4 protein-coding genes are annotated in these 14,128 nt (G+C 45.7%); 2 read left to right on the top strand and 2 right to left on the bottom strand.

Going from position 1 to position 14,128, the window contains the following annotated elements; translation table 11 throughout:
• Positions 1 to 462: 462 nt before the first annotated feature.
• The gene (locus Q5691_RS20800) at positions 463 to 1,476 is read left to right on the top strand and encodes a PleD family two-component system response regulator (protein WP_333311507.1); all 1,014 of its coding nucleotides are present in this window, start codon (positions 463 to 465) and stop codon (positions 1,474 to 1,476) included.
• Between the two features lie 243 nt (positions 1,477 to 1,719).
• Entirely contained in the window at positions 1,720 to 7,734 is a 6,015-nt protein-coding gene (locus Q5691_RS20795; RefSeq protein WP_333346737.1) for a response regulator, read from the top strand.
• Positions 7,735 to 8,079: 345 nt separating this feature from the next.
• Here the strand turns inward: Q5691_RS20795 and Q5691_RS20790 are convergent, their stop codons facing one another.
• The gene (locus Q5691_RS20790; protein WP_333346734.1) at positions 8,080 to 11,940 is read right to left on the bottom strand and encodes a GAF domain-containing protein; all 3,861 of its coding nucleotides are present in this window, start codon (positions 11,938 to 11,940) and stop codon (positions 8,080 to 8,082) included.
• Between the two features lie 568 nt (positions 11,941 to 12,508).
• Entirely contained in the window at positions 12,509 to 13,888 is a 1,380-nt protein-coding gene (psbC, locus tag Q5691_RS20785; RefSeq protein WP_333216871.1) for a photosystem II reaction center protein CP43, read from the bottom strand.
• Positions 13,889 to 14,128 lie beyond the last annotated feature (240 nt).

Genomic DNA, 14,128 nt, shown 5'->3' with positions numbered 1-14,128 from the left:
TCAACTAAGGGCGAAGCTATACGCGATAATGTGACCATCAGATGTATTTCCCAAAAATAGCTCGGACGATCGCTCAAAGATGAGGTAGGAATTTGATGCACCTAAAAAAGGCTGAATTAAGTTGAGAAATATAGCATATTATTCGAGCGGCGATCGCCAGATAACAGGCGATCGTTCGTCAAAGCTCGCTCGACGTTGTAAAAACTGTTTAAAACCCCAAAAATAATTACATATTTACAAAAATTAGTGCAAGTGACCAGACTTTATATCTCCGAAAAAAAGCGACAAATTTTAAGTAGAGTGTGGCTGTTGGTTTAATAAACCGGACGCTACCTAGGATGTTGTTGCGGCAGCTTAGCTGGTGTATAATTTATGACATATTAGCCAATTTTTTACTTTCCATCCCAAGCTCAAAATATGCTAGGCTAGAATATTTCCAAAGCTTGAGATACACCATGACGTATGTATCAATCATTAGAAGAGTCAGCCATTTCGACTAACCCATCTACGGAATCGTCCTCTCTAATTCTGATTGTGGATGACGATGCCTTGATGCGTTTGCAACTTCGACTGTATTTACAGAAGGAAAAATACCGAGTGGCTGAAGCTAATGATGGGTTGACAGGGCTAGCAGTTTATGAGGAAGTACATCCAGACCTCATCCTGCTAGATGCAGTGATGCCCACTATGGATGGTTTTGCTTGTTGTCAAAAATTATCTGAAGTGGCTCAGAGCGATCGCCCACCTATCTTGATGATTACTAGCTTGGAAGACAAAGAATCTGTCGATCGAGCGTTTGCAGCGGGAGCGGCTGACTATATAACCAAACCAATTCACTGGGCTGTTCTGGGACAGAGAGTGCGACGGTTGATTCAGCAATTCCACTTGCAACAGCAACAAACCCTACTTTACAAACAGCTAGAAGCCGCCAATCGGCAATTAAAATACCTCGCGTCAATTGACGGCTTGACTCAGATTGCCAATCGCCGTCAGTTTGACCAACAGCTAGAGGAGGAGTGGCGACGCATGACGAGGCAGCAAACTCCTTTGTCACTGATTTTGTGTGATATCGATTTATTCAAGCCTTACAACGATACTTATGGACATCAAGCAGGGGATGTATGTTTACAGCAAGTTGCCGCAGCTCTCAATCGCAGTATTAATCGAGCTGGAGATTTAGTCGCACGTTATGGAGGTGAAGAATTTGTAGTGATTTTGCCCGAAACAGAGCTTGAGGGAGCCGTCCAAATCGTTAAAAAAATTCAGGCTTGCATCCAAGCTTTAGCAATAGTTCATAAGAGTTCTCCGAATCATTGTATTACGCTCAGCTTCGGTATTACCAGTGTGATTCCTACCCAAGAGAGCCGGCCAGAAACTTTAATTACTGCTGCCGATGCAGCACTTTATCAAGCCAAAGACCAAGGTCGTAATACTTTTTGCACCAAGATTCATACAGTTAATGAATTCACCCGTTAAATCATAAGGGTAAAAACTATGCCTCTCGTAATTTGGAATAATTATTTTTTAAAAGTTTAGGGAAATATCAAGTCCTGCATGAGTCAGCCTTGATTTTAGTATTAAAGCCTCAATAATCGGTTGTGCGACATTCATGAAAACTGTCAGGGATAGAACGAGAGTGTGTCTACGACAATTTTTTATCAAAATTAGTTTATATTCAGCAAGTAGCGATTCTAGAAGTTTATGGAAAGAGCTAGCTCAGTGCGTGATCAAAGATGGTTTGGTGCGATCGCCCTTCTCACTGGTGCGGGTGTTCTGGGCAACCATTGCAATTTGTCTCTTTTCTTTGGGGTTGATTTCCTCTTTGGCAGTATTCCCATACTGATTATTACTTACTACTTCGGCTGGGGCTGGGGAGGCGTGGCTGGTCTAATTGCAGGCAGCTATACTTATATCCTTTGGCATCATCCATACGCCACGATTATTTTGGTAATTGAGGCTCTGTTTGTAGGGTTTCTTTGCAAGAAGCGCCAACAGCCAAATATCCTTTTATTCGATGGGATTTACTGGTTCTTAATTGGAATGCCCCTCGTTTGGCTTTTCTACGGTCAAATGATGCACATGGAAGCGAATCAGACCATCCTCGTTATGTGCAAGCAAGCAGTCAACGGCATTTTTAATGCCTTAGTTGCCAGCTTAATCATTTCGTATGCGCCGATTTCTCGGTGGATTAGTCCTTCAAAGCATCTCGCGCTCTCTTTACAACAAACTATTTTTCATCTTTTGGTTGCTTTTGTCTTTATTCCAGGACTGATGCTATTAGTTCTTGATGGTAGATACTTTGTTGGTCAAATCCCAACGACGGTGCAAACGGAGTTACAAGCAAACGCAAAAACTATCACTAGCGCAATATCTCGATGGCATCACCGATACCTCACAGCTTTGAACCAATTAGCTGACATATCGCTCATGCCTGAAGCCACCACTGCTACTAATCAAGCGATTCATTCATCCCAGCAGCTACAACAAGACATTCGCCTGATCGAGCAGTTGTTTCCAGATTTCGACACAATTTATGTTGCCGATTCATCTGGAACAATTTTAGCTACTTCTTCTCCTTTAGATCAAACCCGCCGGCGATTGATCGAACAAAGCAGGGAACATCAATCTCTAATTCCCCTGGCTCAAGAGCGGTTGAGACCTTGGATGACTCCTATCCACAAAGATATATTAGTGGACGAACCTCATGTAGGATTGAATGTACCCCTGCAATTTCAAGGTCGTTTTCTTGGGCTGATCCACGGTTCATTAGCATTAAGCCAGATCAAAGCTCTCTACATTTTCCAGAGAAACAATCAGCAACTAGGCATTACATTACTCGATGAAAACAACCGAGTCATTGCTAGTAATCAATCCGACCAAAAGCTTTTGACCAGTGTTCAGGAGTCAAAGGACGGCAGCACTCGCACCTTAGAGGGAACCTTGCAGCAGTGGCTTCCTAGCAATGGCAAGAATCCGATGATCCGTTGGAAAAATTCTCTGTATATACAGGAATTTACTATTAGCTCCGATCTCGACTGGAAATTACGCTTACAAATTCCAGCAGCTCCCTATGTAGAAAATTTACAAAATCGCTACAAGGTTGACTTGAGTATTCTACTCGTCGTCACAATGTTGGCATTTTTGTTTGCAACGTTGGTTAGCGAACGACTGGTCAAGCCATTATCTTATTTAGCTCGTGCGACTACTGACTTACCCAACAAGCTTTCAGAAGAAACATTTGAATGGAAACATACCTCTGTTAGTGAAATCAATGAGCTTGCTCGCAATTTTCAATTGATGGCGATCGTCCTTAATCAAAAATTTAGGGAGATTCAACACGCCAACGCTACATTAGAACAGCGGGTTCAAGAACGAACGCAAAAATTATCTATAATCAATCGATCTCTGAAAGCTGAAATTAAGAGACGTAAACAAGCCGAAACTGAGCTAAGAACAAGAGAGGCGGCGATACGAGCTTTATATGAAGTCACTGCTACCCAAAATCTCAATTTTGAGCAGCGCATCCAAGCGTTGATTGACATGGGATGTGAGAATTTTGGGCTTGAAAGTGGCATCTTGGCTCGTGTGCAAGATAATACGTATGAGGTGATGGTTGTGCGATCGCCCGATGGAGTCCTGAAACCAGGTGACGTCTTTGATATTAAGGAAACTTTGTGCTGTGAAGCTTTAGACACAAATGAACCCCTAACCATCGAACATATAGGCACCTCCAAATGGCGTTACCATCCTGCCTATGTTGTCCTTGGCATAGAAGCTTATATTGGAACACGAGTATTAGTTGCAGGCAAAGTCTACAGTACCCTCAGCTTTTCTAGTAAATCTCCCCGTGCAGACAGCTTTAAATCTGCCCATGTGGAATTACTGAAGCTGATGGCTCAATGGATTGGTAGTGAAATTGAACGGCATGAGGCAGAAGTCGCTCTGCAAGCGAGTGAAGAGCGGTGGGAACTCGCCCTACGTGGTAGTAATGATGGGGTATGGGATTGGAACGTCAACACCAATGAAGCATTCTTCTCCGCTCGCTGGAAAGAAATGTTGGGCTACGAAGACCATGAAATTCCCCATCACCTGGACGAATGGAGCAAGCGGGTGCATCCCGAGGATCTCGGTTGCGTCATGCAAGTAATTCAAGATCACTTTGAGGGAAAAACTTCTTTTTATACTACGGAACATCGAGTTCTTTGTAAGGATGGGAGCTACAAGTGGATTCTGACTCGAGGGCAGGCGCTTTCGGATGAAGCGGGCAGAGTTGTCCGTATGACTGGTTCTCACAGCGATATTACCGAGCGCAAAAACTTAGAGCAGGAAATTCAAGCCAGAGAGCAATTATTGAATGCTTTCTTTAAAGGAGCTTCCCTAGCAGGGGTGGGGCTGTGTATCCACGATCAACAGTTTCGATTTTTACAAATCAATGAGGCACTAGCTAAAATTAATGGCCACTCTGTGGAGGCTCACTTAGGTAAGACAACCGATAATGTTTTGGGAGAATTTGCTGCTGGTGTGAATCCACTATTACAACAGGTTTTAACAACTGGAAAACCTTCGATCAACTTGGAAATTAGCACAGAAGTATCCAGTCAAACGGGTGCCAAGCGCTACTGGCTAACTTCTCACTTTCCCATTTTCAAGGATGCAGAGCAGCCTATAGCGGTGGGTTGCATTCTAATTGAAATTAGCGATCGCAAACGAGCCGAAGCAGAACTGCAACAAATGAGTGCGGCTCTAGAAAATGCCGTGGCAGGCATTTCTCGGCTTGACCCTCAAGGACGCTATATCTCTGTCAATGTGACTTATGCTGCCATCTGCGGATATCAGCCCGAGGAACTGCTAGGGATGGACTGGCAAAAAACCGTTCATCCTGAAGATGTTGAGAAGATGGGGGCTGCTTATGAGCAAATGTTGAGAGACGGCAGAGTCGAAGCGGAAGCTAGGGGAATGCGAAAAGATGGCTCTAGCTTCTATAAACAATTGGTGATGGTTTCTGCTTATGACGAGCAAAATGTGTTTGTCGGGCATCACTGCTTCATGAAGGATATTAGCGATCGCAAGCAGGCAGAAGAAGCACTACAACGACAGTTGCAAAAGGCCCTACTGCTGAAGCAAATTACCCAAGAAATTCGTCAAAGCCTTAATGCTCAGCAGATATTTGCAACGGCTGCTATTCAGATTGGGCAAACTTTTGGGGTCAGTCGCTGCTTAATTAGCACATACCAGGACAATCCACTGGCTCAGTTTCCTGTCGTTGCAGAGTATCTAGGAGTGGGCTCTGGGCCTAGCGGCGAGCATAACCTTCTGGCGGCGAGTCCTGCTTATACAAAACGGTTGATGGCTCAAGATGAAGCGATCGCCTCCCCGGATGTCTACTGCGATTCATTGGTCACCTGTGCTCATTCAATTTGTACCCGTCTGAATTTGAGATCGACATTAGCAGTGCGAACCTCTTACCAAGGAGAACCGAATGGTGCCATTTGTTTGCACCAGTGCGATCGTTACCGTCATTGGACTACCGATCAAGTGGAGTTGCTAGAATCCGTCGCGGCTCAAGTAGGAATTGCCCTAGCTCAAGCCAAGTTACTAGAGCAAGAAACTCAACAACGAGAAGAATTAACTCTGAAAAACTGTGCCCTGGAGCAAACTAGACGGGAAGCAGAAGCTGCGAACCGAGCCAAAAGTGAGTTTCTGGCGATGATGAGCCATGAAATTCGCACTCCCATGAATGCGGTTATTGGCATGACGGGACTACTGCTGGATACAGAACTCAAGGCTCAACAGCGAGACTTTATCGAGACGATTCGCAATAGTGGGGATACCCTCCTGAGTATCATCAACGACATCCTTGACTTCTCCAAAATTGAGTCGGGCAAGCTGGAGTTAGAAAAGCATCCCTTGAGCTTGAGAGATTGCATAGAAAATGCGATCGACCAACTTGCAGTTAAAGCAGATGAGAAGGATATTGAGTTGGGCTACCTCATCCAGCCTCAGACTCCTAAGTTGATTTTGGGTGATGTCACCCGTCTCCGTCAGATTCTAGTTAACTTGCTCAACAATGCGATTAAGTTTACCGAAACTGGGGAAGTTACCATTTCCGTGGAAGCCTCTCTAGTTGATCCTGACAAAACAAATTCTGAGCCAGAGAACTTGTCAGAAAGCTTGTATGAAATCCAGTTTGCCATTCAAGACACAGGCATGGGCATTCCAGCCAACCGGCTCGATCGACTGTTTAAGTCTTTTAGTCAAGTAGATGCTTCGACGACTCGGCAGTATGGAGGGACAGGTTTAGGTCTGGCGATTAGTAAGCGACTTAGTGAAACGATGAACGGCACGATCTGGGTTGAAAGCCGAGGCCACATCGGAGGAACCCCTTCACCAAAATGGCAAGCCGCTAAGCTTAATCGAGTCACAATGGGTTCTACCTTCTACTTCACGATTGTGGCATCCTCTGTGGCTACTGAGTTAGCGGAACCGATGGAAATGGTACCAGAACTATCTGGCAAGCGTTTATTAATCGTGGATGACCAGCCCACTAACCGAAAGATTCTGACGTTGCAAGCAGAGACTTGGGGGATGCAGAGTCTGGCTGCCCAATCGGCTGGGGAAGCGCTCAATTGGCTTGAGAGTGGAGAAACCTTTGATGTGGCTATTTTAGATATGCAAATGCCACAAATGGACGGTCTCACACTCGCCTCAGCCATCCACCAGCATCCTAAGTGCCACCGTTTACCCCTAGTGTTGCTGACTTCAATGGGCTACCCAGAAGCGAGTTCTTCAGCGCTATCGACCCACTTTGCGGCTTTTTTAAGCAAACCCATCAAAAAATCCCAGCTCTATCAAATACTGATCCATGTGCTACAAGCTCAACCGAAAAAAGTTCAACAACAACTTCCTATATCTGTTCAGGATGATATGAAACTGGCCCAGAGACTCCCACTGCGAATTCTTTTAGCAGAAGATCATCTGGTGAATCAGAAGGTGGCACTGCTGCTGTTAGAGCGTTTGGGATACCGGGCAGATATTGCTGCCAATGGATTAGAAGTTTTGGAAGCCCTGAATCGCCAGCCTTATGATGTGGTGCTGATGGATGTACAAATGCCAGAGATGGATGGACTAGAAGCCAGCCGTCGTATTTGCCAGGAGTGGCCGGCTCATACTCGTCCCAGGATTATTGCCATGACGGCAAATGCCATGCAGGGCGATCGCCAGGTTTGTCTTGATGCTGGCATGAATGACTATATCAGTAAACCAATTCGACTAGAGGCTCTCAACCAAGCGCTGAGTCAGTGTCCACCCAACCCGGAACCGCAGCAGGCCCAAAAGGAGGAACCAGATAGCAACAAGCCAGAAATTGATGTGCCAGCAGTTAATCTTACAGAACTGCAAGCTTTCTGTAGCAGCATCGATCAAGATTCAACCCAGATTTTGAGCTTGCTGGCGAACTGCTACTTGGAGGAAGGTCTAAAGTTGCTAGAAGCTATGAAATTAGCGATCGCCCAAGGGGATACTCAAACCCTAAAGCGAGTGGCTCATACCCTCAAAGGTAGTAGTGCGAATCTAAGCGCTGCTCCTCTCGCCCAGCTTTGTCGCAGGTTAGAAGTCATCAGTACCTCTGGTGAACTAGATCAAGCCTCAACCCTATTGGCTCAAATCGAGGGTGAGTACGATCGTGTCAAAAATACTCTCCAACAAGAACTACAAAAGAGCGAAACTAATCTATGAAAGTCCATTAAATAGGTATCTTTTTGCATCAGGACTTAGGCAACTGTCACCCGGATGCCGCAAAATGACTATGCGATCGCATACGCATGATCAAGCCTGGTTCCAAATCTGTTAGCATCGGAATTATTATTCATATATCTCTTCTCTGCATCTGCGTGAATCAGCATCAATTCCTTGTCATCTGCGGTTCATAAATTATATTTTTTATTTTAACTGCAGATACAGACAGACTAACACCGAGTAACGCAGATTAATTAGATCAATTCTGGTTGGAGCGTCCGTGATTGTTGACTATTGACTGTTGGCTGGATTTTACAATAATGACTAATGACTAATGACTAATGACTAATGACTAATGACTAATGACTGCTGTCGAAGCGGAATCTCGATCACAAACTCAGTACCTTTCCCCAATTCCGAATTGCATTTTAAAACGCCGCCATGTTTCTCTACCACAATTTGGTAACTAATTGACAGTCCCAATCCAGTACCTTTTCCCACTGCCTTAGTTGTGAAAAAAGGGTCAAATATGCGTTTTCTCATAGATTCCGAAATTCCCGTACCGTTATCAGAAATCCGAATCAGCGCGCTAGGAATAGTACCATTAAGTTGACCGACAGCAGTAGAGATTTTAATTTGAGGAACTACAGATTGACCAGCGAGCAACTTGTTCGATTCCAAAGCATCGATCGCATTTCCAATTACATTCATAAATACCTGATTCAACTGTCCCGCATAACACTCAACTCGATGCAAAATGCCGTATTCTTTCACTAGCACAATGTTGGCACTGTCCGCATTAGATTTCAGCCTGTGCTGTAAAATTAACAGCGTGCTGTCAATGCCCTCGTGAATATCAACCGCCTTCATTTGACTTTCATCAAGACGGGAGAAATTCCTTAAAGACAAAACTATTTGACGGATGCGATCGGCTCCCACCTTCATTGACGATAGCAATTTGGGCAAATCTTCTAGCAGAAATTCCAAGTCAATATCTTCACTTAATTTGTCTATTTTAGGACTAGAATCGGGATATTGCTGCTGGTAAAGTTCCAGCAAACTAAGTAAGCTAGCAGTATATTCACTAGCGTGATTGAGATTGCCGTAAATAAAATTAACCGGATTGTTAATCTCGTGAGCAATCCCGGCTACCAGTTGCCCCAAACCAGACATTTTTTCAGTTTGAATCAATTGAGCTTGAGTGTGCTGCAAATCCTTTAAACTTTGAGCGATTTGTTCTGCTTGGCGTCTGGTTTGAGCCAGCAAATCGGCTTGTTGGATAGCTACGCCTAATTGATTAGCAATCTGAGCTAAAAAGTTAACTTCTGAACTTTCCCAACAGCGGGGCCCAGAATGTTGATACGCTGTCAGCAAACCCCAAAGTTTTTGTCCTACAAAAATCGGCGCTATCGCATAAGCCTTCACCTGAAATTGCTCTAAAATACCGACCACACACTCCGAGTGGCAAACTTGATAGATATCGTCAATGGCTAGAGTTTCATTATTGGCATATCTGCCGCCTCGGTTTTCCTGCAAATAAGTATCTTGCCAAACTGTACTGATACCTTCCCCTACCAATTTTATCCAGCCATCTTTCACACACTCGGCTACATAATAGCCACTCCAATCAGGATTAAATTGATAGACAGCTATTCTATCAACTTGCATAAACTGACAAACTTCTTGAGTAGCCGTCTTAAAAATTGCGTCGATATCGAGAGACTCCCGAATCTTGGCTACCACTTCAAACAGTATCCGCTGTTGCTCGGCTACCCACTGTAAATAAACTGATTGCTGCCGCGTTTTAGCCAACAAATCTGCTTGTTCTAATCCTACACTCAACTGAATTCCAACTTGCGTAGCAAACTGAATTTCCGAAGTGTTCCAATGGCGCAAACCGCTGCACTGGTGCACGCACAGCAAACCCCAAAGTTCGCTGCCATTCATCAGTGGCATAATCACCTGAGCTCTAATTTGAAATTGAGCTAAAAGAGCAGCATGGCAGTCGGAAAGTCCAGCATTCTCGACATCTGGTAGCACTTGAATCTGTCCCTGACTGTATTTTTTCGCATAGTTTTCGCTAAAGAAATGATCGCGAACTTTTACATCCATTGCCGAAGAAAAACCAGGCAAAACATCTTCGGTAATAAATTCGCCTTCATTAAATTTTAAACTAGGATCGAAGCGATAAATGCCAACTCTATCTGCTTTTAATATCCGTCGCAATTCTGTAGTGGTAGTCCTAAAAATTGTATCTAAATCGAGAGATTGTCTAATCTTAGCAACTACCTCAAACAGTATTCGCTCCTGCTCTGCTGCCCGCTGCAACTCAACTGCTTGCTGCTGAGTTTGAGCAAGCAAATCTGCTTGTTCTAGGGCGATACTGAGCTGAGCGGAAATTTGGGTAGCAAACTTAATTTCGGAAGATTCCCAGTTGCGGGGAGCCGAACATTGGTGTACGCACAGCAACCCCCAAAGGTCGTTGCCTTTCATAATCGGTGCAACTAAAGTAGCTTTGACTTGAAATTGCTCCAATAGTTGCTCATAGCAATCTTGGAGTCCAGCCTGTCTGATGTCGGAAATTGTGTGAATTCGTCCCTGAGAGTAGAGATTGGCATACTTTTCTCCAAAGCAGCGATCCTGCACTTTGACTGCCATTGCTGACACAAAATCTGGCAAAACATTTTCGGAAACGAATTCGCCGTCGTTAAATTCCGACGCTAGTTCGAAGCGGTAAACCGCAACTCTATCGGCATTTAAAGCCCGTCGCACTTCCTGGGACATCGTGCTAAAAATCTTGTTCAAGTCGAGGGATTTCCGCATTTTTGCCACCACTTCAAACAGCACTCGCTGCTGTTGGGTCAACTGCTGTAGTTGAGCGGTGCGCTTTTGAACTTGATTTTCTAAATTTGTGTTAAGTTCCTCTATTTGTTGATCGAGTTGGTAGTGGTTAATAGCATTAGAAAAATGGGTGCCAAAAATTTGCATCAATTCAATTTCTTCAGCCTTCCAGTCGCGAATTTGGGCAGTTTTTGACTCTTTCCACGCTTCAAAAGATATCCGAGATTGGGCAAGCCGCCCGTCGCTATCAAACTGTCTAGCCCAGAGAGTTTCGGTGTCAAATTCTTCTCGAAAAATGGTCAAGTAACCGAATATGTGCTGGCGGGTTCTGAGTGGTACGATTAAAATGCTGCGAATTTTGGTCGATCGAAATGCAGGTTGTAGGCTTCTCAAACTGCTAATTTTGTACAAGTCGGGAATTGCCCAAACCTGTTGCTCGTCGGATTTAAAATATTCGTGCCAGACGCTGTATTGCTCAACCTGCGGGTATTTTGCGGAAATTCCCATCTTCGGCCCTGAGCCGCAAGTGTAGACTGTGAGTTCCCGATTCGAGTTATCCGAATAGGGAACTAGATTCGTAACCTTGCTGCTGTCGGAAACCAATGGCGTGGCGAAAATGCACAGCCTGCCGCCGGCTGCATCTAGTGCTGCTACCGATTCTGCCAAAGCTGTTTGGAGTTCAATCGCCGGCTGGGAGTTAAGGGCTGTGGCGACGCGGTTGACTGCGGCTTCCCGTTGAGCTTTCGCCCTCGCTTGGGCGAGGAGGGTTGATTGGGCTATGGCGACGCCGAGCTGATCTGCCACCATCTGAACGCCTTGGAGTTCGTTTTCTGCCACACTCCGGGACTCGGAGTGGTGAGATACCAACAATCCCCAGAATTCTTCGCCGTGAAAAATTGGTACTACTAAGCAAGCCTTGACGCCCAGTGCAGTCAAGTATTCAGCGTGGCAGGGGTCAACCGCACGAAAGTGCATTTGGTCGTCGGGCAGCAGTTGGCCCGAAACCGCCTCGCGGCGCGGACTTTGGCCTAGCTGCCCGGAATCTATATCGACGATCGATCGCACCTGTACTTGCGCGAACAATTCGCGGGCGTGAGGGGGAATATCGTCTGCTGGAAAATGCAGACCCAATAGGGATGGCAAGCGGTTGCCGTTAATTGATTCGGCAATCACTTCACCGCTACCGTCGCTATGAAATTTGTAGATTTTTACTCTGTCTGTTCCCAAGAAGGATTGAACTTCTGCTGCTGTTGCGCTCAGAATTTCCGGGAGTTCTAGAGAGCGGCGAATGCGGTTGGTGATGCGTTCGAGCAAATTTGCTCGATCGAACGTCATCTTGACATTTTCGATCTTTAATGAGTCCATTATTAATCTTTTGCTTTCCTAGCAATAAAAGTAAGCGGCCCAAAAGTTTTGTGCCTGTTAAAAAATTCGGCAAGCACAGCCATTTAATAAAATATAAATATCCTGATGGCGATCGTCGATTAGTTTTACACCTGTAGCGATCTGCCTTAAAATTGCAACTTTCCATTGCAACTTTCCATTGTGTGGGATTACAACTTTTGTACTTTAAATATAAACTTTGTACAGCCTGCCTTGCAAGCTCTTTACCCCAACGGACTAAAATTGTCAAGTTTCAAGACTTGCAGAGTCATTCACCACCACCGATGAAGGTCGCACCGAAGTATCTCACTCCAGGATGCAAAAGCTGGCTGAAGAACGAGCTTACGGAAAGAAATAGCATGGAATTCAAAAGGTTAACTCAGAAACCGGGTTTATATGTCTAGGATTTGATCTGCTGCTAGCGGGTTCGGAGAATGGTCGATCGACAATCCGCAGCTTTTTTAGATATTTTTAGATCAAAAAAAAGCTCCTGCCGTTAAGCAGGAGCCTTTTTCGATTAGACAATCAAATCAGAAATAAATTCGATAGATTAGTCTAAGTCTGGCATAGAAAGTACCGCTTCATTTTCGCGATCGATACCCTTCTCAAAGCCAGCGACAGCCGCGCGAGCGCGACCAGCGTGCCACAAGTGGCCGACCAAGAAGAAGAAACCCATCACAAAGTGGAAACAGGACAGCCAAGAACGAGGAGAAGTGAAGTTAAACGAGTTAACTTCAGTCGCCACACCGCCCACAGAGTTCAAAGAACCCAAAGGAGCGTGAGTCATGTACTCAGCCGCGCGACGAGCTTGCCAAGGCTGAATGTCATTCTTGATTTTGTTCAAGTCCAAACCGTTAGTACCGCGCAAGGGTTCCAACCAAGGGCCTTGGAAATCCCAGAAACGCATCGTTTCACCGCCGAAAATGATTTCGCCAGTAGGAGAGCGCATCAGGTATTTACCCAGACCGGTGGGGCCTTGTGCAGAACCGACGTTAGCACCCAAGCGTTGGTCGCGGATCAGAAAGGTCAAAGCTTGCGCTTGAGAAGCTTCCGGGCCCGTCGGGCCGTAGAATTCGCTGGGGTAAGCAGTGTTGTTGAACCAGACAAAGCAGCAAGCGATGAAGCCCATCAGGGACAAAGCACCCAAGCTGTAAGACAGGTAAGCTTCGCCAGACCAGATTAAGGCGCGGCGAGCCCAGCCGAAAGGCTTGGTCAAAATGTGCCAAACACCGCCAGCGATACAAATCAGGCCAAGCCAGATGTGACCGCCGATGATGTCTTCCATGTTGTTGACGCTGACAATCCAGCCTTCGCCACCAAAAGGAGAGCGAACCAAGTAGCCAAAAATCACAGCCGGGTTCAGGGTGGGGTTCGTGATAATACGCACGTCCCCGCCGCCTGGAGCCCAAGTGTCATAGACACCGCCGAAGAACATAGCCTTAGCAACCAGCAGCAAGCAACCGCCACCCAACAAAATTAGGTGATAGCCGATGATGTTGGTCATCTGGTTCTTATCTTTCCAGTCGTAGCCGAAGAACGAAGAGTATTCTTCGAGAACTTCCGGGCCGCGAACGGCGTGATAAATGCCGCCCAAACCGAGAACTGCAGATGAAATTAAGTGAAGAACCCCGACTACGAAGAACGGGAAGATATCAGTGACTTCACCGCCAGGGCCTACGCCCCAACCCAAAGTAGCGACGTGGGGCATCAAAATTAAGCCCTGTTCGTACATGGGCTTTTCTGGGATAAAGTGAGCGACTTCAAACAAAGTCATTGCACCGGCCCAGAACACGATCAAGCCAGCGTGAGCGACGTGGGCGCCCAGCAGTTTGCCGGAGAGATTGATCAAACGAGCGTTGCCAGACCACCAAGCGAACCCGGAGGATTCTTGGTCGCGACCGCTTGCGTAGGAATTAGAGAGCGTTACCACCCGGTAGAACCTCCAACGATTTTAGATTTTGGATTTTGGGTTTTTTTGTTCCCTAGTAGGGCACGGGAGTACCGCGCCTGCGCCGGGGAATAGGGATTTGGATTTCAGATTAAGTTAAAAAAACTAAATTAATCTGAAATCCAAATCCTGATTTTTTTAAAGTGCGTTACCGCGAGGCAGAACTTCTTCAGGGAAGATGAAGTTTTCGTGGGGTTGGTCTGTCGGAGCCATCCAAGCACG

The sequence above is a fragment of the Microcoleus sp. w1-18aA5 genome (assembly GCF_036701705.1).
GTDB lineage: Bacteria > Cyanobacteriota > Cyanobacteriia > Cyanobacteriales > Microcoleaceae > Microcoleus.
Note: the sequence above shows the minus strand (reverse complement) of the source record. Positions and strands in the feature narration are given on the sequence as shown.

What these genes read in the sequence shown, in the direction of transcription:
- Q5691_RS20800 (WP_333311507.1), top strand. Translation starts at nt 463, where the DNA reads ATGTATCAATCATTAGAAGAGTCAGCCATTTCGACTAACCCATCTACG.
- Q5691_RS20790 (WP_333346734.1), bottom strand. Translation starts at nt 11,940, where the DNA reads ATGGACTCATTAAAGATCGAAAATGTCAAGATGACGTTCGATCGAGCA.